This is a genomic window from Bradyrhizobium sp. SZCCHNS3016, assembly GCF_032484535.1.
In the GTDB taxonomy this organism is placed as follows: domain Bacteria; phylum Pseudomonadota; class Alphaproteobacteria; order Rhizobiales; family Xanthobacteraceae; genus Bradyrhizobium.
This window is the reverse complement of sequence record NZ_JAUETE010000006.1, coordinates 86,073-108,004: the sequence shown is the minus strand read 5'-3', so window position 1 is coordinate 108,004 and position 21,932 is coordinate 86,073. Positions and strand designations below refer to the sequence as shown.

Annotated in this window: 17 protein-coding genes and 1 pseudogene; 13 read left to right on the top strand and 5 right to left on the bottom strand. The window is 64.3% G+C overall.

Translation table 11 applies throughout. The features are described from left to right. Positions 1 to 136: 136 nt before the first annotated feature. From QW881_RS13800 to QW881_RS13790, 3 genes are read left to right on the top strand one after another with little or no spacing between them, the layout of a single operon-like run. A complete protein-coding gene (locus QW881_RS13800) occupies positions 137 to 1,105 on the top strand; it encodes a Bug family tripartite tricarboxylate transporter substrate binding protein (RefSeq protein WP_315757909.1) in 969 nt (322 codons plus the stop codon). Then, on the top strand, positions 1,102 to 1,596 hold the full coding sequence (locus QW881_RS13795) for a tripartite tricarboxylate transporter TctB family protein (protein ID WP_315757908.1): 495 nt from the start codon (positions 1,102 to 1,104) through the stop codon (positions 1,594 to 1,596). Before QW881_RS13800 ends, QW881_RS13795 begins: the two co-directional genes overlap by 4 nt. Then, entirely contained in the window at positions 1,596 to 3,095 is a 1,500-nt protein-coding gene (locus tag QW881_RS13790; protein WP_315757907.1) for a tripartite tricarboxylate transporter permease, read from the top strand. The genes QW881_RS13795 and QW881_RS13790 overlap by 1 nt, the downstream gene beginning before the upstream one ends. Positions 3,096 to 3,203: 108 nt before the next feature. Here the strand turns inward: QW881_RS13790 and QW881_RS13785 are convergent. Next, a pseudogene (locus tag QW881_RS13785) lies at positions 3,204 to 3,732 on the bottom strand (DUF1003 domain-containing protein). Between the two features lie 360 nt (positions 3,733 to 4,092). On the opposite strand from QW881_RS13785, the gene QW881_RS13780 reads away from it, so the two are divergent. Then, the gene (locus QW881_RS13780) at positions 4,093 to 5,151 is read left to right on the top strand and encodes an acyltransferase (protein ID WP_315757905.1); all 1,059 of its coding nucleotides are present in this window, start codon (positions 4,093 to 4,095) and stop codon (positions 5,149 to 5,151) included. Here the strand turns inward: QW881_RS13780 and QW881_RS13775 are convergent. Then, a complete protein-coding gene (locus QW881_RS13775) occupies positions 5,136 to 6,560 on the bottom strand; it encodes an O-antigen ligase domain-containing protein (RefSeq protein WP_315757904.1) in 1,425 nt (474 codons plus the stop codon). The two genes, QW881_RS13780 and QW881_RS13775, sit on opposite strands and share 16 nt — an antisense overlap. A gap of 213 nt (positions 6,561 to 6,773) precedes the next feature. Between QW881_RS13775 and QW881_RS13770 the strand changes: the two genes are divergently transcribed. Next, entirely contained in the window at positions 6,774 to 7,886 is a 1,113-nt protein-coding gene (locus QW881_RS13770) for a sialate O-acetylesterase (RefSeq protein WP_316158441.1), read from the top strand. A gap of 14 nt (positions 7,887 to 7,900) precedes the next feature. Here QW881_RS13770 and QW881_RS13765 read toward each other — a convergent pair whose 3' ends face one another. Continuing rightward, entirely contained in the window at positions 7,901 to 9,388 is a 1,488-nt protein-coding gene (locus QW881_RS13765; RefSeq protein ID WP_315757902.1) for a DHA2 family efflux MFS transporter permease subunit, read from the bottom strand. Between the two features lie 136 nt (positions 9,389 to 9,524). On the opposite strand from QW881_RS13765, the gene QW881_RS13760 reads away from it, so the two are divergent. The 8 genes from QW881_RS13760 (at position 9,525) to QW881_RS13725 (ending at position 18,219) form a co-directional block, all read left to right on the top strand. Next, complete coding sequence (locus tag QW881_RS13760; protein WP_315757901.1) at positions 9,525 to 9,773, top strand: hypothetical protein; 249 nt, start codon at positions 9,525 to 9,527, stop codon at positions 9,771 to 9,773. Positions 9,774 to 10,052: 279 nt separating this feature from the next. Then, positions 10,053 to 11,540 carry an IMP dehydrogenase gene (gene guaB, locus QW881_RS13755; protein WP_315757900.1) on the top strand — a complete coding sequence of 496 codons (1,488 nt, stop codon included), beginning with the start codon at positions 10,053 to 10,055 and terminating at the stop codon, positions 11,538 to 11,540. A 182-nt stretch (positions 11,541 to 11,722) separates the two neighbouring features. Further along, complete coding sequence (locus tag QW881_RS13750; RefSeq protein ID WP_315757899.1) at positions 11,723 to 12,745, top strand: NADP-dependent oxidoreductase; 1,023 nt, start codon at positions 11,723 to 11,725, stop codon at positions 12,743 to 12,745. Positions 12,746 to 12,881: 136 nt separating this feature from the next. Then, a complete protein-coding gene (locus QW881_RS13745; protein ID WP_316158440.1) occupies positions 12,882 to 13,217 on the top strand; it encodes a hypothetical protein in 336 nt (111 codons plus the stop codon). Positions 13,218 to 13,230: 13 nt separating this feature from the next. Beyond that, on the top strand, positions 13,231 to 14,529 hold the full coding sequence (locus QW881_RS13740) for an RsmB/NOP family class I SAM-dependent RNA methyltransferase (RefSeq protein WP_316158439.1): 1,299 nt from the start codon (positions 13,231 to 13,233) through the stop codon (positions 14,527 to 14,529). A 416-nt stretch (positions 14,530 to 14,945) separates the two neighbouring features. Next, positions 14,946 to 16,550 (top strand): glutamine-hydrolyzing GMP synthase, encoded by a 1,605-nt coding sequence (gene guaA / locus QW881_RS13735; protein ID WP_316158438.1) that lies wholly within the window; start codon positions 14,946 to 14,948, stop codon positions 16,548 to 16,550. 104 nt (positions 16,551 to 16,654) lie between these two features. After that, complete coding sequence (locus tag QW881_RS13730; RefSeq protein ID WP_316158437.1) at positions 16,655 to 17,692, top strand: YaaC family protein; 1,038 nt, start codon at positions 16,655 to 16,657, stop codon at positions 17,690 to 17,692. 8 nt (positions 17,693 to 17,700) lie between these two features. Next, positions 17,701 to 18,219 carry a hypothetical protein gene (locus QW881_RS13725; protein WP_316158436.1) on the top strand — a complete coding sequence of 173 codons (519 nt, stop codon included), beginning with the start codon at positions 17,701 to 17,703 and terminating at the stop codon, positions 18,217 to 18,219. A gap of 457 nt (positions 18,220 to 18,676) precedes the next feature. Here QW881_RS13725 and QW881_RS13720 read toward each other — a convergent pair whose 3' ends face one another. Beyond that, positions 18,677 to 20,485, bottom strand: a complete 1,809-nt coding sequence (locus tag QW881_RS13720; protein WP_316158435.1) for an ATP-binding protein — start codon at positions 20,483 to 20,485, stop codon at positions 18,677 to 18,679. A 9-nt stretch (positions 20,486 to 20,494) separates the two neighbouring features. Beyond that, the gene (locus QW881_RS13715; protein ID WP_316158434.1) at positions 20,495 to 20,743 is read right to left on the bottom strand and encodes a hypothetical protein; all 249 of its coding nucleotides are present in this window, start codon (positions 20,741 to 20,743) and stop codon (positions 20,495 to 20,497) included. Between the last annotated feature and the right edge of the window lie 1,189 nt (positions 20,744 to 21,932).

The window sequence follows — 21,932 nt, the reverse complement described above, 5'->3', positions numbered from 1 at the left end:
GGGCTGCTGCTGCAACGCGGGCGACGGCGCGAGCAATCCCGTCTGGACAGGGGCCGCATTTCCCGCTGAAATGCCGCTCGTGAGGGGCAAGAGAAGAAACGCGAGCCGTTCGTTCGGCCGACCGTGGAGGATCGCTTTGAATTCGTTCTGTACGCGCCTGTTCGGCGCCATCGTCGCTTTGACCTTCCTTGCCGGTGCTCCGGCCTTCGCCCAGCAGCTCGAGCTGAAGGTGATGGCGCCGGCCGCGCCCGGCGGCGGCTGGGACCAGACCGCGCGGGCCATGCAGCAGGCCTTCGTCGCGTCGGGCGTGGCGCGCAGCGTCCAGGTCACCAATGTGGCGGGGGCGGGCGGCACCGTTGGCATCGCGCAGTTCGTCAACGGCGCCAAGGGCGACGGCAACCAGCTGATGGTCAACGGCTTCGTCATGGTCGGCGCGCTCGCCATGAACAAGTCGCCGGTGACCTTGGAGCAGGTGACCCCGATCGCGCGGCTGACCGAGGAGATCCAGGTCATCGTCGTGCCCGCGAACTCGCCGATCAAGACGGCGCAGGATCTCGCCGCGGCGCTGAAGGCCGACATCGCCAAGGTCACCTTCGCCGGCGGTTCGGCCGGCGGCGTCGATCACGTGATGGCGGCGCTGTTCGCCGGCGCCGTCGGCGCCGACGCCAAGAAGGTCAACTACATCCCGTTCTCGGGCGGCGGCGAGTCGCTGGCGGCGATCCTCGGCGGCAAGGTCACGGCGGGCATTTCCGGCCTGTCGGAATACGACGGGCAGATCAAGAGCGGCAAGCTGCGCGCCATCGGTGTGTCCTCGGAGAAACGCATTCCAGGGGTCGACATCCCAACCTTCAAGGAGCAGGGCATCGACCTCGTGCTCGCCAATTGGCGCTCGGTGGTCGCGGCGCCCGGCATCACGCCGGAGCAGAAGAAGACGCTCAGCGAGGCCGTCGAGAAGATGGTGAAGTCGGATGCGTGGAAGGAGATCCTGAAGCAGAAGGGCTGGGATGACGCCTATCTTCCAGGTGATGCATTCGCCGACTTCCTGAAAAAGGAGAACGTCCGCGTCACCGACGTGTTGAAGTCGGTCGGCCTCGTCAAGTCATGACGACGGAGAGCGCCGGCACCGAGACACCCGCCTCGGGAGGCGTCGACAAGGCCGGCATCGTCATTGCGGCGCTGCTGGCGGCTGTCGCGCTCGTGCTTGTCTATGACGCCAATCAGATTCCGGCGACCACGATGTACGGCATGGGCCCGCAGGTCATGCCGGTCGTGATCGCGATCGGGCTCGGCATTCTTGCACTGGCCAATCTGATCGATGCCCTCAGAGGCAACCTGCCGCCGCGCGAGAGCTCCGATCCGATGGCGGTGCTGTTGATCCTCGCAGGCCTCGCGCTCTTGATCGCGATCATCGGCTTCGGTGGCGGCTTCATCCTGGCGACCACCGCGCTGTTCGTGACGACGTCGGCCGCGTTCGGCCGGCGCGCCTTCGTCACCGACGTCATCATCGGCGCGGTGCTGACGACGCTGATCTATCTCGCATTCGACCGCCTCCTGACCCTGAGCCTTCCCGCCGGTCCGCTCGAAAGACTGCTCTGATGGACACCTTTGCCGCGCTCGCGCATGGGATGGCGATCGCCGTTCAGCCCATGAACCTGCTCTATGCGCTGGTCGGCGTGTTCCTCGGCACCGCCGTCGGCGTGCTGCCGGGCATCGGGCCGGCGCTCACCGTCGCGCTGCTGCTGCCGGTGACCTACAAGCTCGATCCCGGCGGTTCGCTGATCATGTTCGCCGGCATCTATTATGGCGGCATGTATGGTGGATCGACCACCGCGATCCTGATCAACACCCCCGGCGAGAGCGCCTCGATGGCGACCGCGCTCGAGGGCAACAAGATGGCCAAGGCCGGCCGCGGCGGCCCGGCGCTGGCGACGGCGGCGATCGGCTCGTTCGTCGCGGGCACCATCGCCACCATCGGACTCGCGTTCCTGTCGCCGTATCTCGTCGACATCGCCGTGCGCTTCGGGCCGGAGGACTACTTCGCGCTGATGTGCGTCGCCTTCGTCACGGTGTCCGCGACGTTCGGCGATTCACCGATCCGCGGCCTCACCAGCCTGTTCATCGGCCTGACGCTCGGCCTGATCGGCATCGACAAACTGACGGGACAGGCGCGGCTCGCCTTCGGCGTGCCGGAGCTGCTCGATGGCGTCGAGGTGACGACCTTGGCGGTCGGCCTGTTCGCGGTCGGCGAAGCGCTCTACGTCGCCTCGCGCCGGCACCATAGCGAGGAGAAGATCGAGGCCATCAAGGGCTCGCTGTGGATGACGCGCGAGGATTGGAAGCGGTCGTGGAAGCCGTGGCTGCGCGGCACGATGTTCGGCTTTCCGATCGGCGCGCTGCCGGCCGGTGGGGCGGAGATCCCCACCTTCCTGTCCTATTCGACCGAGCGACGGCTGACCAAATATCCCGATCAGTTCGGCAAGGGCGCGATCGAGGGCGTCGCCGGTCCTGAGGCCGCCAACAACGCCTCCGCCGCGGGCACGCTGGTGCCGCTGCTGACCCTCGGCCTGCCCACCTCGGCGACCGCCGCGATGATGCTCGCCGGCTTCCAGCAATATGGCCTCAATCCGGGCCCGCTGCTGTTCGCCGAGCGGCCCGACCTTGTCTGGGGCCTGATCGCCAGCCTGTTCATCGCCAACACGATGCTGCTGGTGCTCAACCTGCCGCTGGTCGGTCTGTGGGTCAAGCTGCTCGCGATCCCGACGCCCTGGCTCTACGCCGGCATCCTCGTGTTCGCCACGATGGGGACGATCGCCGCAAAGCCGTCCGTGGTCGAATTGTCGATGCTGGCCGGCTTCGGCGTGCTCGGCTTCCTGATGCGCCGGTTCGATTTCCCGATTGCGCCGGTCGTGGTCGGGCTGATCCTCGGGCCGATCGCCGAGAGCCAGTTGCGGCGGGCGCTCGCGATCAGCCTCGGCGATCCCATGACCCTGCTGCAGTCGCCGATCTCTGCCACTCTGCTGGTGGTCGCGCTGATTGCGCTCGTCGCGCCGTTCGTCCTCAAGGGACTCGGGCGCTTCAAGGCGAATGAGGATTGAGTGTGGCGCGCAAGCTGAACCGCGCCACCTTTGCTGCCCCGGTGGTGCGTCGCCCGGGCGAGCGCAACGACCGCGGGGACACCGGCCCCGCATGCTGCTCGCGCGACGTCAGCGCTGCGCCTCCTCGATCTTGTCGAGCACGCGCTCCTGCGCGATGTCCTTCGACGCGTCGCGCAGTTCCGGTTTGGCATTCGATGCCCATCCGCTGCGCCATCTGGTTCAGCAGCGTCACGACCTGAGTTAGCTCGGGCTCCGCCAGCAGGCTGATTTGCAGGTCGGGATCGGCGCGCTTGTGGGCTTCGGCCGCCATGCGGTTCTGCGAGATCAGCACGAAGGTCGAGAGGAAGATCGCCTCGACCGACGCGATCATGGCGAACTCGGCGAAGCTCTCGTCCCAGGCGGGCACGCCGGGGATGAGATGCAGATTGGCGACGATCCAGAAGCCGAACACCGTGAGATGCAGATAGACGAAAGTCATCGCCCTCGTGAAGCGCGTGATCGCTTCGGCCACCTTCTGCTGGGTGGTCGCCTCCGTCAGCTCGCGCTTGCGCCGGTCGACCGGCGCCTCGATGTTGCGTTCGAGGGCAGGGGTGAGCCCCCGGCTTGGGGTGGGATGCGGCGCCAGCTCTTGGGCCATGAGCTGCAAACGAGCCCTGCGTCGGCCGTTCCCCTGGGAAGGGCCGCGCGGGAGCCCGAGTCGCGTGTGCCGACCAGGCCGCAGCGGATCGGACGCGCCGCGCTTGATCGCCGGCGCCGGGTGAGGTGGCCAGCGTCTCCACCTCGTGCCTGGCTCTGGTCGCGATCCCCGGCGTAGCCGGCAGCCATCCGGCAGAGGCTTATCGGTTGGTTAAGACTAACGCGAGAATACCCCCGATGTCCTGGCAGGCGCCGACGGCGCTGCAAAGCCGGCTGCGCTATGACTTGGATGAATGCGGCGCTGACTTCGCAGGATCGCAAACCGGACGCGGGCTGCGCGACAGGGTAGGACATATCGGGCGTGGAGGCTGGAACGCAGAGGGCAACGGCTGACACCGCGCGCACGGCGTGGATCGACTTCGCGCGCGGCCTCGGCGTCATCCTGGTGGTGTACGGTCACGTGCTTGGCGGTCTGGTGCGCCCGGGGATCTTCCCGGAGGGAGCCGTCGCGCGCTGGATGGACTACACGCTCTACACGTTCCACATGCCGCTGTTCTTCTTCCTGGCCGGCTTGAACGTGCAGCACAGCTTGCGGCGCGGCGCGCGTTCCTTCCTCACGTCCAAGCTCTGGACCATCGCCTATCCCTACGTGCTGTGGTCGCTGATCCAGGGCGGGATCACGATGCTGCTGGCGCGGGATGCCAACATCCCGATCCACGCGAGCGATCTCGCCGCGATCTGGTATCGTCCGATCGCACAGTTCTGGTTCCTCTACGCGCTGATGATCTGCCACGTGATCGCGGTGCTGGTCCCGTCGCGGACGGTCTTGATCACGCTCGCGCTGGCCGGGCTTTGCGTGTTCCTCGCGCTGCCGATCCGGCCTGACCTCGCGCTCACGCTGCATCATCTGCCGTTCTACGTCGCGGGCGTCTACGGTGTCAGCGTGGTGGCGGAATGGCGGCCGTTCGGCTGGTCCTTCCTGGCCGTGATCGGGATTGCGTTTGCGGCCGCAGTGGCGCTGGGCGGCCAGCTGTCCGGCATGGACGCCAACGGGCTCGCCTCCCTGCCGGCTTGTGTGCTCGGGATCGCCGGCACGGTCGGGCTCTGCAAGCTGCTTGCCCCGGCGCGTCATCGCTGGCTTGCGGCCGCAGGCGTAGCGTCGATGACGATCTATGTCCTGCACATCCTCAGCGGGTCGGGCATGCGCATCATCATGCTCAAGCTGCACATCCCGCCATCGCCATGGGTCTATCTGTTGGCCGGGACGGCGGCCGGTGTCGTGCTTCCTCTGATCGCGCATGCCATCCTGCAGCGGCTGCATCTGCTGCCGGTCTTCGGGCTTGCACCGCTGGCCTCCCGCAAGCCGCAGACTGCGGCGATCGCGCCGCGCGTTGCAACGTCCGATCAGGCGCCGGCCTGATGCTGCTGAGCGTCGACGGTGCGCCGTGCGCCGCCGGCCATCTGGTCGAGCGGACAGGCCATGGCGACGAGCATCCAGAACAGCGCCGAGACCTCGCCGGAGGAGATGCTGGTCAGCGGCAGCTGGATCAGCAGCGCACTGATGGCGATCGCGCCGAGCACGGCACCCTCGCGCGTCGGCATCCGCCAGGCGGCGCCGGTGGCGGCGAGCCCAACCCAGACATAGGCTGCGAGGCAGATCAGTCCGACCGGAATGCCCATCGTCACCCAGCTTGCGATGATCTGCCCGTCGATCGGCATCGCGCCGGCGACGCCGACGTCGGTGATGGTGAAGCCAGATCCCAGGACCATGCTGTTCGGCGCATTCCACAGCGTGACGAACTCATCCAGCCGCTCGCTGCCGCTGCTGTCCTGCGACACGCTGCCGAGCGATTCCAGACGGGAGGTGATGACCTCCGCGAACGGCGTGAACATGACGGTGACGATCACCGCGCCGACCAGTCCGACCGTGATCGATACGGCACGACGCCGCGTCGAGGGGAACAGCATGCAGAACAGCACGCCCACCGCGAGCGTGATCCAGCTGGTGCGGTAGAGCGACAGCAACAGGCCGAGCGCCGCCGGCGCCATCGCCGCCAGTGCCGGCCATCCCGGGCGCAGGAAACCCACCAGCAGCAGGCCCGTGGCCGTGAAGGTCGCGTAGCTGGCCGGGCCGTTCATCGTGCTGAACACGCGCACCATGTAGGGCAGCGGATAGCCGGCCGAGGTGATGCTGGCGTTCACCATCCAGAACCGATCCCAGCCTTGCGGATCGACATATTGCCAGATGCCGTAGAGGCCGGTGAGCGGCAGCACCAGCAGGAACACGCGCGTGATGGCATCGAGCAGGGCGCCGTCGGATTGCGCCCGCTGCTGCAGGGCGATCGCATAGAGTACGGGCGCGGCCCATTTCATTCCGCCATTGGCGGCGTTGAACCAGTCGTTTTGGAAGATCGAAAGCGCGCCGCCATAGACGATGCAGGCGAGGATGATGAGCGGCGCCACAAGCCAGGGATTGCCCGGCCTGTCCTTGGCCGAGGGCGAGAGTGCCAGACTCGGAACTGGCGCGATGATGAACAGCAGGGGGCCGCTCAACATGATGCCGGACGAATCGAATCCTGCGGAGATGTCGACCAGGCGGCGCACGAAAGGAGCGAAGGCGAACATCAGGATCGCCGACTGAACGTGGGCTTCGGGGCTGCGACGCCACGCGAACCAGCCGGCGACCGCGCAGCCGAGCACGAAGGCCGGCCTGACAAGGCCGCCGAGTGCCGGGACGGCAAGCGCCGTCGCTGCCAGGAGAAGCGCGGACGGCCAACAGTTCATCGCCATCGCCGCGAGCGGCTGCGGGTCGATTCGGCTCTCTTTCATGAAGTCGGACTATAATGGAAAACCCGCGCTCCCGACGCATGTTCGAACGAGGCCGTGTCGCGCGCATGGCTGGGAAGTCAGGGCCCGGCGCCTGAGGCGGCCGTCAAACGAGGCGAAGGAAGTGATCCGAACATGATGCGACGCGCAATCGCGGCCACGCTTGTCGGTGCGTGGTTGGCCGTCTCGTTGACTGCCACGGCAGGAGCTGCGGAGGTGCTGCCGGCTCGCGACGTCTGCCAGCCGACAACCTCTGCCAGGTCACGCGACGGCAATTGCGTTCCCTGCGCCGTCGGACCGATCTCGACCCGCACAGGCTTCCTGGCGCTGCTGGAGCAGGTACGCACGCGGCGCGCCGCCTTTGCCGACATCGACCGTCGTATCGACGGCGCGAGCAGCGACCCGGAGGTGCAGAGCCTGCTGCAGGGACGCAACCTCGCCCTTGCGCTGTACGGTTCTGACGCGGATTTCATCGCGGGCGGCAACGCCTCGCGCTGTCTCATGGGGGACAACGAGGCTGGCCGTGCCAGGGCGACGCCAATTGCCTGCGACGCCGTTCCGCGCGAGGGGCTGGTGGTGCTTCTGACCGCGGGCCAGTCGAACATCTCCAACACCGGCGCGCCCGATCAGAGTGGCCGGCTCTATCAGCCTCACAACCGGTTCTACAATTTCGACCGCTTCGACGGCCGCTGCTACGTGGCGCGCAATCCATTGCTGGGAACGCCGGGCGAGGGCGAGAACGTCGCCACCCGGTTGGGCGATGAATTGATCGATCGCGGGCTGGCGAAGACGGTGCTGATTGCGCCGGTCGCCATCGGCGGCACCTATCTGGAGGAGTGGCGCGCCCGCGGCGGCAAGTATTTCGAGGTGCTGCTCGCAACCATCGCCGGCCTGCGCGACGCCGGTCTCGAGCCGAGCGCGGTGCTCTGGCATCAGGGCGAGTCCAACGCCTTCGCCTTCTCGACAAACGGGGCGGAGGACGGCACGCATCTGCAAGTCACCCCGAAGATGAAGGAAGCGGGCCGGCTGTCGTACTTGCGGAACTATCTGGAGATCGTCGCCGGCCTGCGGGCGGCCGACGTGACGGCGCCGATCTTCGTGGCCACGGCGACGCTTTGCGGCAGCATTCCCGACGAGATCATACGCTCGGCGCAGGCTGCGGTGCCGAACCCGGCGCTCGGCGTCCATCCTGGCCCGGATACGGATCAGATCGGGCTTACGCTGCGCCATGACGGCTGCCACATGAGCCGTGCCGCCACGGAGCTGCACGCGCGGATGTGGGCGGATCGCCTCGCCGAGTTCTGGAAGTCCGGCGCGAGGAGACCTTGACCGGAGAACGGTCGCTACCCCAGCCGCTGATCCCGCACGTCCTGCGTGGTCTCGCTCGCCGACTTCCTGGCGGCCTTCTCCGCGCCCTTCTCGGCGCCCTTGCGGCTCGCGATCGCAGCCACCTTGCGGCCTGAGATCTCGCTGCCGGCGTCATCCGGCATCTGCCAGAACAGGATCGACGACAGCGCCGACGTGATCGCGACGACAATGAAGGCGGGCGCGAAGGACGACGCGGTGAGCTGGCTCGCCCCGTGCATCCACATCGTGGTCTCCACCGAGAACGCGCCGACCGCGACGCCGGCGGAGATCGCGAGCTGCTGGTTGACACTGGTGAGCGTGGTGGCGCGGCTCATCTGCGCAGTCTCGACCTCGGCATAGGCGACGGTGTTGATCGCGGTGAACTGCAACGAGCGGAAGAAGCCGCCGACCACGAGAATGATCAGGATCAGCAGCAGCGGCGTCGCCGGCGTGAACAGCGCGCAGGCGGCGAGGAAGACGGAGCTGACGACGGCGTTGACCGTCATCAGATGGCGGAAGCCGAAGGCGCGGATGAGGCGCGCGGCCAGCGCCTTCATGCCCATCGCGCCGGCCGAGGAGCCGAAGGTGACGAGGCCGGACTGGAATGGCGACAGGCCGAAGCCGAGCTGCATCAAGAGCGGCAGCAGGAAGGGCAGTGCGCCGATGCCGAGCCGGAACATGAAGCCGCCGACGATCGAGGCGCGCAGGGTCGGCAGTCGCAGCAGCGAGAAGTCGAGCACCGGCGAGTTGGTCCGCCAGGAGTGGCGGACATAGAGCGTCATCGAGATTGCGCCGATCGCGACGAGACTGCCGACCACCGACCATGGCAGCAAATTGAGGCCGGCGACGGAGAGGCCGAAGGCGAGACCGGCGAGGCCGATGCCCGCGAGCACCATGCCGGTGAGATCGAACGGCTCGGGGTTCTCGCTCTTGATCGGATCGATGAAGCGCAGCGCCATGATGATGCCGACGATGCCGATCGGGATGTTGATCAGGAAGATCCAGTGCCAGGAGAAATAGGTGGTGATGAAGCCGCCGACCGGCGGCCCGATGACCGGGCCGATCAGCGCGGGGATGGTGACCCAGGCCATGGCGCCGACCAGCGCGCTCTTGTCGACCGAGCGCAGCAGCACGAGCCGGCCGACCGGCGTCATCATCGCGCCGCCCATGCCCTGAAGGATGCGGGCGAACACGAAGTTCTCGACCGAGTTGGCAAAGGCGCAGCCGATCGAGCCGATCATGAACACGGCGACCGCGCTGGAGAACACGCGTCGCGCGCCGAAGCGGTCGGCGGTCCAGCCGCTGGCCGGGATGAACACCGCCAGCGACAGCAGATACGAAGTGATGGCGAGCTTCAAGGTCAGCGGGCTGGTGCCGATGTCCCTGGCGATCGCCGGCAGCGAGGTCGCGATCACCGTGGAGTCCATGTTCTCCATGAACAGGGCGGTGGCGACGATCAGCGGAATGATGCGTTGCTTGTTCATCGAAGACCGGAGGCGGGGAGGAGGAGGGGCGGGCGGTGCGGCTTTATCACCCCGCGACAACCGAGGCCATTGCACCGGCCGCATGGCCCACTAGATGCAGCGCGACGCTGTCGCGTCCCGTTTTGGAGGTGTGTCGATGATCTATCTGCTCGCTGCACTGGTGCCGCCGCTGGGCCTGTTGTTCAACGGTCAGCCCTTCGCGGCGATCTTCAACCTGCTGCTGTCGGTGGTCTGCATCATCCTCGGCCTGTTCTTCCACGTGCTGCTGCTGGTGCCCTCGGCGCACGCTTTGATCGCCGTGCACATGCGGCGGGAGGACCGGCGGCACCGCGAGGTGGTCGACGCCATCAGGCGCTACGGCCCGCCGCCGGGCGCTTGGCGCTGAGGCCGGCGGGTCTGGAGGCGAGCGGAATTTCTGCTCCGGATTCAGGGTATTCACGATCTTTTATTGCGCGCGGCACGCGAATGAGGGCCGTTGTCAGCCGTTCCTCGCAATCGCGGGAGGATGGTGGATCGGCCCTTTGATTCGTCACAGGCCCATGCTATCGACCCGCGTCAACCCCACCGATGGGCACCGATTCGACGGCGAGGCATGGTCTCGACGGCGGCGTCGCTCATCCGTACCCGCATCGCGGCCGTTTTGGCCGCAGACAAGGAGTTGACGATGGCGACCGTCCAGACACTTCGCGAAGCCTTCACCTTCGACGACGTGCTCTTGAAGCCGGGCCTCTCCGATGTGCTTCCCTCCGAGGTCGACATCCGCTCGCGCGTGACGCGCGAGATCCCGCTCAACATTCCGATCATGGCCTCCGCCATGGATACCGTCACCGAAGCGCGCATGGCGATCGCCATGGCGCAGGCCGGCGGTGTCGGGGTCATCCACCGCAATTTCGATCCCGAGGGCCAGGCCGCCCAGGTGCGCCAGGTCAAGAAGTTCGAATCCGGCATGGTGGTCAACCCGCTGACCATCGCGCCCGAGGCGACGCTCGCCGACGCGCTGGCGCTGATGAAGGATTACGGCTTCTCCGGCATCCCGGTGGTCACCGGCGGCGGCAAGGGCATCCCGGGCAAGCTGGTCGGCATTCTCACCAATCGTGACGTGCGCTTCGCCACCGATCCGCGCCAGAAGATCTCCGAGCTGATGACGCACGAGAACCTCGTCACCGTGCGCGAGGGCGTCGGCCAGGACGAGGCCAAGAAGATCCTGCACAAGCACCGCATCGAGAAGCTGCTGGTCGTCGACGATCAGTACCGCTGCGTCGGCCTGATCACCGTCAAGGACATGGAGAAGGCGGTCGCGCATCCGCTCGCCTGCAAGGACGGCCAGGGCCGGCTGCGCGTGGCCGCGGCGACGACGGTCGGCGAGGGTGGCTTCGAGCGCACCGAGAAGCTGATCGAGGCCGGCGTCGACCTCATCGTGGTCGACACCGCGCATGGCCATTCCTCGCGCGTGCTCGAGGCGGTCAACCGCATCAAGCGCATCTCCAACGCCGTGCAGGTGATCGCCGGCAACATCGCCACCCGCGACGGCGCGCAGGCGCTGATCGATGCCGGCGCTGACGCCGTCAAGGTCGGCATCGGTCCGGGCTCGATCTGCACCACCCGCATCGTCGCCGGCGTCGGCGTGCCGCAGCTCACCGCGATCATGGATGCGGTCGAGGCGGCCAAGAAGGCCGATGTGCCTGTCATCGCCGACGGCGGCATCAAGTTCTCCGGCGATCTCGCCAAGGCGCTCGCCGCCGGCGCCGACGTCGCCATGGTCGGCTCGCTGCTCGCCGGCACCGACGAGACCCCCGGCGAGGTGTTCCTGTGGCAGGGCCGCTCCTACAAGGCCTATCGCGGCATGGGCTCGGTCGGCGCGATGGCGCGCGGCTCGGCCGACCGCTACTTCCAGCAGGACATCAAGGACACGCTCAAGCTCGTGCCCGAGGGCATCGAGGGCCAGGTGCCGTACAAGGGCCCGGTCGGCAACGTCATGCACCAGCTCGCCGGCGGTCTCCGTGCCGCCATGGGCTATGTCGGCGCCAAGGATCTCGGCGAGTTTCACTCCAAGTCCGAGTTCGTCCGCATCACCGGCGCGGGCCTGCGCGAAAGCCACGTGCATGACGTCACGATCACGCGCGAAAGCCCGAACTATCCGGGCGGGGCGTAAGCTCGACGGAGTTCGCGGCCGTCCTTCGAGATGCCCGCCTTCGGCGGGCTCCTCAGGACGAGGACTCTGTCCGCGGAGACGCGCTAGACCCTCATGGTGAGGAGCGCCGCCCTTGCGGCGCGTCTCGAACCATCAGGCCTCGATAGCAGCCGGCCTATAGAACCAACAAAAGAGGAAACACCATGTCCCAAGCCAAGCGCATCGTTCTCGCCGCCCGTCCCGTCGGCGAGCCCAAGCCGTCAGACTTCCGCCTCGAGGAGCACGCCGTCCCGACGCCCGGTGCTGGCGAAGTGCTGCTGCGCACGATCTGGCTGTCGCTCGATCCGTACATGCGCGGGCGCATGAGCGACGGGCCGTCCTATGCCCAGCCGGTGCCGGTCGGCGGCGTCATGGAGGCGGGCACCGTGTGCGAGGTGGTGGCCTCGAACAATCCGGGCTTCAAAGCCGGCGACATCGTGCTGGCGCGCGCCGGCTGGCAGACGCACGCGATCTCCGACGGCAAGGGCCTCGCCAAGGTCGACCCGGCGCTGGCGCCGATCTCGACCGCCGTCGGCGTGCTCGGCATGCCCGGCATGACGGCCTACACCGGCCTGCTCGACATCGGCCAGCCCAAGCCGGGCGAGACCGTCGTGGTCGCCGCGGCCTCCGGCGCGGTCGGCTCGGCGGTCGGGCAGATCGCGAAGATCAAGGGCGCCCGGGCCATCGGCATCGCCGGCGGCAAGGACAAATGCGACTACGTGAAGAACGAGTTCGGCTTCGACGACTGCCTCGACCATCGCGATCCCGATCTCGCCGCCAAGCTCAAGGAAGCCTGCCCGAAAGGCATCGACGTCTATTTCGAGAATGTCGGCGGCCCGGTGTTCGAGGCGGTGTTCCCGCTGTTCAACGCCTTCGCCCGCATGCCGGTCTGCGGCCTGATCGCCCATTACAACGACACCCAGTCGGTCGCCCCGAAATGGGCCGGCGCCCTGATGCGCAACGTGCTGACCAAGCGGCTCACCATCCGCGGCTTCATCGTTTCCGACTTCGCGTCCCGCCACGGCGACTTCCTCAAGGACATGTCGGCCTGGGTCCGCGACGGCAAGGTCAAGTACAAGGAGTTCGTCACCGAGGGCCTGGAGAACGCGCCGTCCGCGTTCATGGGCCTGCTGAAAGGTGCCAATTTCGGCAAGCAGCTGGTGCGGGTCGGGCCGGACAAGGCCTGAGCCACTCCTGATGTGAAAGTTCGGCCCAGTCGCAGAAAAACGGGAACCACGGGGGCTTGTCGGGAGTCCCTTGGGAACCGGTTCAATCATGACGGCCCGGCATCATGCCGGGCCTTCGACTTCCAGGGGGATTCTCATGTCGCTGACCATGGTGCTGCTGCCCGTCTTCGTCGAGGTCGGGCTCACTTTCGCGCTGCTGTTCTGGAACAAGACGCGGGCGCAAGCCACTGACGCCGCCGACGAATTCGGCCTGCCGACCCTGTTCTATGCCCTGATCGCCATTGCGCTGCCGCTGCGGCACGCCGATCTGGTCATCGTGCTGCTGTCCTGGGTGTTCGTGGTGACCCGCTTCGTCAATGCCGGTCTCGTCAGCGGCACCAAGGACAGAAGCGAGCTCGCCTGGACCGCCTCGGCGCTGGTGCTGCTGGCGATGTGGCTGTATTTCGCCCTCAAGATACTGCTCCTGATCTAGAACTGGACCCTGAATGACCCCCGCCGCCCGGCTGTCCGCCGCCATCGACATCATCGAAACCATCGAGGCCAACAGGGCGCCGGCGGCCAAGGCCCTGAAGGACTGGGGCACCAGCCACCGCTTCGCCGGCTCCGGCGACCGCGCCGCCATTGCCGGGCTCGTGTGGGACGTGCTCCGCCGCCGCGCCTCCAGCGCCTATGTGATGGAGGACGACACTGCGCGCGCCCGCGTGCTCGGCATGCTCAAGCTCGAGCGCGGCCTCGATGTCGCGACCATCGGTGCGATGTGCGACGGCAGCCGCTTCGCCCCGCCGCCCTTGAACGCGCAGGAGGAGCGGGCGCTGGCCTCGCGCACCACCGACGGCGCGCCGCCGCCGGTCGCCGGCGACTATCCCGACTGGCTCGACCCGTATCTCGCCGCCGTGTTCGGCGACGACCGCGTCGCCGAGGCCATGGCGATGGCCAGCCGCGCGCCGCTCGACCTGCGCGTCAATACGCTCAAGGCCAAGCGCGACAAGGTGCAGGCCTCGCTCAAGCATCTCGGCGCCGTGCCGACGCCGTGGTCGCCGATCGGCCTGCGCATCACGCTCGGTGCCGACGCCCGCAATCCCGGAATCCATGCCGAGGAGGATTTCATCAAGGGCGCCATTGAGGTCCAGGACGAGGGCTCGCAGCTCGCGGCGCTGTTCACCGCCGCCAAGCCCGGCGAGCAGGTGATCGATCTCTGCGCCGGCGCCGGCGGCAAGACGCTCGCTTTGGCGGCGATGATGGGCGGCAAGGGTCGCCTGATCGCCACCGACCACGACAAGCGCCAGCTTGCGCCCATCCACGAGCGGCTGTCGCGCGCCGGGGTCCACAATGCCGATGTGCGCAGCCCGAAGGGCGACGCCGACCCGCTCGCCGACATCAAGGCCTCGGCCGATCTCGTCGTCATCGATGCCCCCTGCACGGGCACGGGGACCTGGCGCCGCAACCCCGACGCCAAATGGCGCATGCGCCCCGGCGCGCTCGAGATCCGCCTGAAGGACCAGGCCGAGGTGCTCGACCGCGCCGCCGCCCTGGTCAAGCCCGGCGGCCGCATCGCCTACATCACCTGCTCGGTGCTGCAGCCGGAGAATGGCGACCAGGTGAGAGCGTTCGTGGAGCGGCATCCGGAGTTCGCGGTTCAGCCCCCGGAGCAAATCGCCACCGTCCTCTGGGACAAGGCCGAGGCCTTCGCCGAGGCCGCGCTGAAGACGCCGGAGGGCTGGCTGATGACCCCGCGCCGGACGGGTACGGACGGGTTCTTCGTGTCGGTGCTGAAGAAGGCATAGCCTTCTCCGCCGTCATTGCGAGCGAAGCAATCCAGAGTCCCGCCCGCCACCCTGGATTGCTTCGATTCGCTCGCAATGACGGGCAGGGCCATCGTGGCCCCGCGGCTGCGCCGTCCAACGTGATCCACGTTCGAGCCGAGCGCGTCGTCCCACGCGCGCTGCGCTCCCTCCCCCCTTGTGGGGGAGGGGTGGGGAGGGGGGTACCCAGCAAAGAGTGTCAACCGGAGACCCCCACCACCCCCAACCCCTCCCCGCCTAGCGAAGCTTCGCTTCGCGCGGGGGGAGGGGAGCAGACCGCGCCCTGCGCAACGGCGCTGCCACCCATGGGCAGGCGCATCCTCATTCGCTGGGAATCACTGCCTTTGAAGGCCGCTCCAAGGGTTGCGGGACTCGTGCTGTCGGCGTAATTCCTTGCCATGACAGCCCAGCCCAACACCCCCGCCAGCGCCGCCGCCGACACCTCCGTGGCCGCGCTCCACGACAAGATCCTGATCGTCGATTTCGGCAGCCAGGTCACGCAGCTGATCGCGCGCCGGGTGCGCGAGGACGGCGTGTATTGCGAGATCGTGCCGTTCCAGAAGGCGGAGGCCGCCTTCCGGCAGATGAACCCAAAGGCCGTGATCCTCTCCGGCGGCCCGGAATCGGTCCATGAGGAAGGCTCCCCGCGCGCCCCGCAACTGATCTTCGATAGCGGCGTGCCCGTGATGGGCATCTGCTACGGCCAGATGACGATGGCCGCCCAGCTCGGCGGCACCGTCGAGGGCGGCCACCACCGTGAGTTCGGCCGCGCCGACGTCGAGGTCAAGACCAACAGCCGCCTGTTCGACGGCGTCTGGCAGACGGGCGAGCAGCACCAGGTGTGGATGAGCCATGGCGACCGCATCACGCAGATGCCGCCGGGCTTCTCGGTCGCCGGCGTCTCGCCGAACGCGCCCTTCGCCGTGATCCAGGACGAAGCGCGCAAGTATTACGGCCTGATGTTCCACCCCGAGGTGGTGCACACGCCCGACGGCGCCAAACTGATCCGCAACTTCGTCCGCAACATCGCCGGCCTCGGCGGCGACTGGACCATGCACGCCTTCCGCGCCGAAGAGATCAAGAAGATCCGCGCGCAAGTCGGCAAGGGCAAGGTCATCTGCGGCCTCTCCGGCGGCGTCGATTCCGCCGTCGCGGCGGTGCTGATCCACGAAGCGATCGGCGACCAGCTCACCTGCGTGTTCGTCGATCACGGCCTGCTCAGGCTCAACGAGGCCGAGACCGTCGTCGACCTGTTCCGGCACCACTACAACATCCCGCTGGTGCATGTGGACGCGTCAAAGCTCTTCCTCGGCGAGCTCGCAGGGGTCACGGACCCGGAAGCGAAGCGCAAGACCATCGGACGCCTCTTCATCGACGTGTTCGAGGCCGAGGCCAAGAAGATCGGCGGTGCCGATTTCCTGGCGCAGGGCACGCTCTATCCCGACGTGATCGAGAGCGTCTCCTTCACCGGCGGCCCCTCGGTGACGATCAAGTCGCACCACAATGTCGGCGGCCTTCCGGCGCGCATGAACATGAAGCTGGTCGAGCCCCTGCGCGAGCTGTTCAAGGACGAGGTCCGCGTGCTCGGCCGCGAGCTCGGCCTGCCCGACGTCTTCGTCGGCCGCCACCCGTTCCCGGGCCCCGGGCTGGCCATCCGCTGCCCCGGCGAGATCACGGTCGACAAGCTCGACATCCTCCGCAAGGCCGACGCCATCTACATCGACGAGATCCGCAAAGCCGGCCTCTACGACACCATCTGGCAGGCCTTCGCCGTGCTGCTCCCCGTCAAGACCGTCGGCGTCATGGGCGACGGCCGCACCTACGACTACGTCGTCGGCCTGCGCGCCGTCACCTCCACCGACGGCATGACGGCGGACTTCTATCCGTTCGATATGAAGTTTTTGGGCGCGGTTGCCACGCGCATCATCAACGAGGTGAAGGGCGTGAACCGGGTGGTGTATGACGTAACGAGCAAGCCGCCGGGGACGATTGAGTGGGAGTAGGGCCCCTGCAATGATAAGAAAGGTTGCGCTGTTTGCCATGATAGATGATATCCTGACGGCGCAACCGTGGAGTTCATGTAGCATCCGCTAAAGGGGCCCCCTATTTGTCAATCGAGCATATTGGGATCGGTACGAAAGCGCTCGGCCTGACTAAGGCGGTGAACAATTCTAATTTTAGTATGAAGACGGTCCTGACGCTGGATCCGTTCAACTACGTTGACCTTTGGCTGCGCCGTGAACGCAAGGAAGAGGCCCTTCACTATTGGCGGCAGTCAAGAGACTTTCATCGAGCTGCACAGGGCCTTCCGATCGAATCGGCGCCGCTCGTTCTTTACTATTGCTTCATGAATGCGGCGAAAGCTTTGCTGTCGGCCAAGGGTATAACTTTCGATCCACGTCATGGTGTCGGCCCACACCGAATGCGAGGGCCCAACAGCAAAGTCGTTCTCAGTAATGAAGGGATTGGGATTAGGCCAAATGGCATCGTCCCTGCGTTAGCCGGCTATTTCAATGAACCGGAGACGCGACGCAACCATAGCCTCGAAGACGTTCTGTATAATCTTATATATATTCATCGGACCTATTGTCTCAGCTACCCAAAGAGAAAAGAGAGGTTTCTTCCTCTGAAAAATCTCGCTTTCTGTCGAGATTCTATATCGGGGAATGTCAGACTTTTAGCTGAGATCGTCGAAGGTGTGGACTGGAATTCCTATAAGACAAGTTTGCCGACGGAAGTGGAGCCCGCAATGGATGGAAGTCCTAGTGTTCAGTCGGTCAGTTCGATCCAATGGACCACCGCGAGCCGGCCGACTGATGCGGAATTGGAATCTTTGCAAAGGTTAAACTCTGAGCTTAGACGGGTTTTTCATTACATAAATGGCTCACATACTCTTTGGTATCTGAAGACTTCAGGTTCTTATGAGATCCGTCGTAGCCCGCTTACATTGACTCTTTCCGCGATGCATCGCCTCAGCGAAATCTGTCGATACAAGCCATCAGAACTGCGCTCTTTCCTTGACGGTCAAAAGAACTGGTTGCTGAGCGAGTTTGTGGCGATGGCAGCTCCACAATTTCTCGATGAGATTGCTTGCGAAATGACAGGACATCAAATCATGATTCCTAACGTCAGAACTCCGGTCTGAGACAAAAAATGAATGTCTACATTGCGTGCGGTCTGACCCACGTTCCCCGAGATATTTTTCCGGACTATGTCGGCTACATTCACGAAATGGCGTCTCAACTTCGCGCTACTGAAGGTATTGACTTGGTTCAATACGCTTTGGTTAATAGCGATCCACAACTCGCATCCAAACCCGAGGGCGATCGCGCTGCACTCTGTTATGCTTGGGACAGGCGAATGGTGGAGGAGGCGGATTTGGTCGTTGCCGAAGCAAGCTTCCCCTCCACAGGGCTTGGCATTGAACTCCAGATTGCGGAAGCTGCAGGCATTCCAGTGGTCATGCTGATCGGCGACCTCGGAATTAACCGGGTTGATCGTGCTCATTATGAGAACCCCGACCATAGCGAGCATGATCTCCAGATCGGCAAAGGGATTGTTTCGCTTATGGCGCTTGGCGTGCCAGCAATCCGTAAGATTGTGCCCTACCGCGTGTTCGCCGAGGCTGTCGTTGAGGTTGTCAAGGCGGTTCGCCTTTTCGCGCAAAAGTAACGAGGTTTATGGGGTGAGCGCGCCTTAATTTCTCTGCGGTGAGAATGCACAAAACTGATGAGCTTCGCCCGCTGTCCAGATGGCCCTCCCTGACACGTTCAGCGTGAGGCCAGCGACGAATAGCGGGGTATCCGCATCCTTCTTCGTGATAGAGACGACGTGGATGGCCGTGACGATGAGGAAAGAAGCGGGGCGTTCACGGACGAACGTTCGTCGTCCAACTGACCAGCTGCCCGTCGTGCCAGTTTGTCGCAAACTCATCACTTGGGAAGCGATGGGCGTGTTGCTCTGCAGCCGGATGTGACAGCCGCGCCGACGAACAGAGCGATGCGACGGCGAAATCGTGTGGTTCTCCGCTTCCCAGCAATATCACATAGCTGGCCGAGTTCTTCTTTTGAAGGCAGCTCTGAGCAGCCCGTATGTGCGCCTCCGCCTGTTTGCCGTTTCGCCTTGGCGTCTATGCCGCATCGACCTCCACCCGTGAAACGCGCAGCGCTTTTCCGATGGCGCGGCGGATGTTTTGCATCGCATCGGCAAAATTGTCTGCCGCCATGCTGAGACTTTCTGGAGATGAAGCGGCTTCAAGCGCCTTCTGATCCCATTCCTTATTGAGTTGCTTCGCCAAAGCATAGACCACGGTACGCCCGACACGGAGAACCATCGAGTCTTGAGCGTGTTGTTGCGCCAGAGAACGCATCAGTTCTGGGTCGTTAGCTCCAGCGTATTCAGCTTCCAACTGGAGACGCATTTCATTGATCGCCGGATATTTCATGTTAACGAACAACTGTCCGGCTTCCATGACGTAGCGTGCCGCGCGCCCCTTCAGACCTTTTTCGTCGATATCCTCATCCGTCAGTAGGGGGATAATCTCCGGGGCGCGTTCTAGGTTCTTAAACATCTCGGCCCGCTTTGCTCCGGCGGGCATGACCGATAGATCGGTCGGCTTGGACCGTGGCGTAGACACCGATTCTGTCGCACGGCCCCCACCTGTCGCGTCCTGCCCGCGTTCGCTTGCGGGACCGGCACCTGGGGTAACGCCTGTTTCACCTTGCGCAGCTGCTTTGGGGCTAACACGACGGACGCGTAGTTGATTCAGCAACCGCTGCAACTCGTCCCGTATTTCGTCACTGGTCCGGCTATCGGGTGCAAATGAATGGATTAGCTCAATGAGCCACTCTGGCCTGTTCTCACGCACTAGTTCTTCGAAGTCTTTCGACTGAAGTCGGAGCTGCTCCCCACCCGTGTACTGCAGAAATTGGCGATACGCTTCAGGGACCACCGGGAAGTTGTTAGGTAGCTCAATGTGAATCGAGATGTATTTCGCCCCAAAGGGGACCCCAAACACTGGAGCTTCAAACGTCCACTGCCGTCCTTTCGACAAGTCGTACAATTCGTTCTTGTAAACAACCCCGCAGGTGCTAACCGCTGACGCTATTGCGCCACTAATCGATTTGTTATGGCCGGTGCCGTTATATTGTGCGTCATACAGATAGTGAATCTTCATACCATCGGGGAGCGAAACCGTTTCATGTCGCTCAAAGTGTCTTAACCGCGCTGGAATCGGTTCAAACTGGCGGTTTCCGTCCAGCTTATTCGTGCCCTTTAGTAGGGTAACCCTGACGCCCTCCGGAAGCCCATAAAAGCGATGATACAAGTACGTTGCCAACCATTGCGCGTCCTGTTCTGGATCGCCGTTATATGGGTCCCGCACGGTATCTTGCTCGGGATCGTTGCCAAGCAGCATTACTTCAGTCCAGTCGACGCTTAGCGTGCGGCCATTCTGCTCCGCGATGTCGGTGACATCCACGACTTCAACGTATGTATCTGTCTCAGAGTCGTAGCGCCGCAGGCGCCCATATACACCGTCGCGTTTGCAAAGAATCACTTCATGCACGCGGCCGTTCTTGCATGAACGGTAACGCATTCCGCGCTGATTGGACGGCAGCGACGCGACTTTTGCGCCCATACCGAAATTTCCGGTCAGACTTTTTTCTTTGCCGAGAGACGACGCAATGTTGCAAATCTTGAGCAACTCAAGGTCATCCATACCCGGGCCTGTATTCCAAATCACCAGCTTGTCGACACCATCCATAGGCATGGCGCTGATCTCTACTACGCGACTTCCCACTGGCGCATGTTGCGCAGCTTCGAGCGCGTTCATCATCAGTTCGCGAATCATCATCGATTTGGGACAGCGCTCGATGAGGCTGGCGATGAGAAAATCTTCGTCGACAACTTGCAGTGCGGCAACAGCGCTCGTGGTCATGTCATCCTCTCAGAGCTTGAAGCCGCCGCCGGTCTTGCCGCGCGGAGATTCAAATCGGGCCTCCACGCTTGCGACGGCGTCTTTCAAAGCACGGATGACTTTGCGCACCTCAGCTTCCTCAAAATCATAGATCTGTCGGTTGGACAAATTCCCGATCCGCAGAATGGCTTCGATGGCCTTGTTTGTGCGTGCCTGGGCCAATTCCCGGAACTTCTCCCGCTTGCTGGTCGGACCGCCACGCTCCACAGCAGCATCCATGATATCTTCTCCAAATATTCGCAGAAACTACCCCAAAAAAATAGGTTTCTTGGGCCGTAAGTCAACAGGCGACGACATTTATTCCGTGAATATTCTCGAAATATGCGACCAGGCTGGACGAAAACCGTGTGGTGACCCAGCAAGTGAGCGGCTGGGGCATACACAAATAGCTGTTGTTTATCAGTAGCTTATTGATAGCAGATTCTGCCGAATCTCGTTTGTATGTCTTGCGGCCCATGGGAGCGTTAGCCCCGTATAACCACGGGATTGCGGGACAGTGCACCAAACTCTTTGGCTACTCAGCTGTGCCGATTGAGTAGGTTTGGTCGTAACGCAGCGCAGATGGCTCCAACGTTGTGCCACGTGCCGGCTACAGACGGCTGTTGATGTTCGCCCCGCTTGCAGCGGATGATGTGCCCCTGCGCAATCCGTCTCTGACACGAACCGTCGATTTCTGAAGTCGTGTGTCATCTGCCCGACGGGCAATCCCCGCACGCCGCGCATGCGCCAACTGCCCGTCGTGCCAGTTTGTCGCGCATTCATCCCTTGCCACGTCGGGCAAATCACCCTCACATTTCCGCGCATCCCGGCTCGCTGAAGAGGGACGTTTCGCGATCGTCACGAGCGTCGAGCCGGAGATGCGACGGGCGCGTTGTTCTGCAGCCGGGTGTCACAGCCCGTGCCGACGAACGGAGCGATGCGACGGCGAAGTGGTGTGGTCCTGGCATCGCGGTGCTGATGCCAAGCCGGCGGTGATGATGATCCGCGGGCGACGGGGGCAAGACAGCCGATCCCCGGGGAGAGCGCCTATAACCCGTCAAACCGTCGCGCAGGGAAGGCCGGATATTGGGCTGAACCTGTGGTTCTGCCGCGTGCTTATTTGCTGCACGCGGACCGCGGGTATCAGCCGATACCCGGTCTTCCCTGCGCCTCTTCTTCGAGAGGAGAGGTCGAACGAATGCAAAGCTCGGGCGCATGCGGCCGCGAGATCCCCGAGCCATGCCTGCTGTTTGAAACGTGGAGAAAGCTTTTGTCGTACGATGTCCCACGCCGCGTCATCTGCAAGTCCGTCTCAATCCCAGCTTCCGGATAAGCGAGCGACTATTTGCGTCGAGATGTGTCGTTCTGAAATAAACGATGCGCTGGTTTGCAATCTTTGAAGTTCCATTTCATTGACCGCATAGCGCCT

Excerpts from the sequence above, each read along its gene's own strand:
- QW881_RS13775 (WP_315757904.1), bottom strand. The coding sequence starts at position 6,560 with ATGAAAGAGAGCCGAATCGACCCGCAGCCGCTCGCGGCGATGGCGATG.
- QW881_RS13740 (WP_316158439.1), top strand. The coding sequence starts at position 13,231 with ATGACCCCCGCCGCCCGGCTGTCCGCCGCCATCGACATCATCGAAACC.
- QW881_RS13795 (WP_315757908.1), top strand. The coding sequence starts at position 1,102 with ATGACGACGGAGAGCGCCGGCACCGAGACACCCGCCTCGGGAGGCGTC.
- QW881_RS13750 (WP_315757899.1), top strand. The coding sequence starts at position 11,723 with ATGTCCCAAGCCAAGCGCATCGTTCTCGCCGCCCGTCCCGTCGGCGAG.
- QW881_RS13725 (WP_316158436.1), top strand. The coding sequence starts at position 17,701 with ATGAATGTCTACATTGCGTGCGGTCTGACCCACGTTCCCCGAGATATT.
- guaB (WP_315757900.1), top strand. The coding sequence starts at position 10,053 with ATGGCGACCGTCCAGACACTTCGCGAAGCCTTCACCTTCGACGACGTG.
- QW881_RS13765 (WP_315757902.1), bottom strand. The coding sequence starts at position 9,388 with ATGAACAAGCAACGCATCATTCCGCTGATCGTCGCCACCGCCCTGTTC.
- guaA (WP_316158438.1), top strand. The coding sequence starts at position 14,946 with ATGACAGCCCAGCCCAACACCCCCGCCAGCGCCGCCGCCGACACCTCC.
- QW881_RS13715 (WP_316158434.1), bottom strand. The coding sequence starts at position 20,743 with ATGGATGCTGCTGTGGAGCGTGGCGGTCCGACCAGCAAGCGGGAGAAG.
- QW881_RS13790 (WP_315757907.1), top strand. The coding sequence starts at position 1,596 with ATGGACACCTTTGCCGCGCTCGCGCATGGGATGGCGATCGCCGTTCAG.
- QW881_RS13720 (WP_316158435.1), bottom strand. The coding sequence starts at position 20,485 with ATGACCACGAGCGCTGTTGCCGCACTGCAAGTTGTCGACGAAGATTTT.
- QW881_RS13745 (WP_316158440.1), top strand. The coding sequence starts at position 12,882 with ATGTCGCTGACCATGGTGCTGCTGCCCGTCTTCGTCGAGGTCGGGCTC.
- QW881_RS13760 (WP_315757901.1), top strand. The coding sequence starts at position 9,525 with ATGATCTATCTGCTCGCTGCACTGGTGCCGCCGCTGGGCCTGTTGTTC.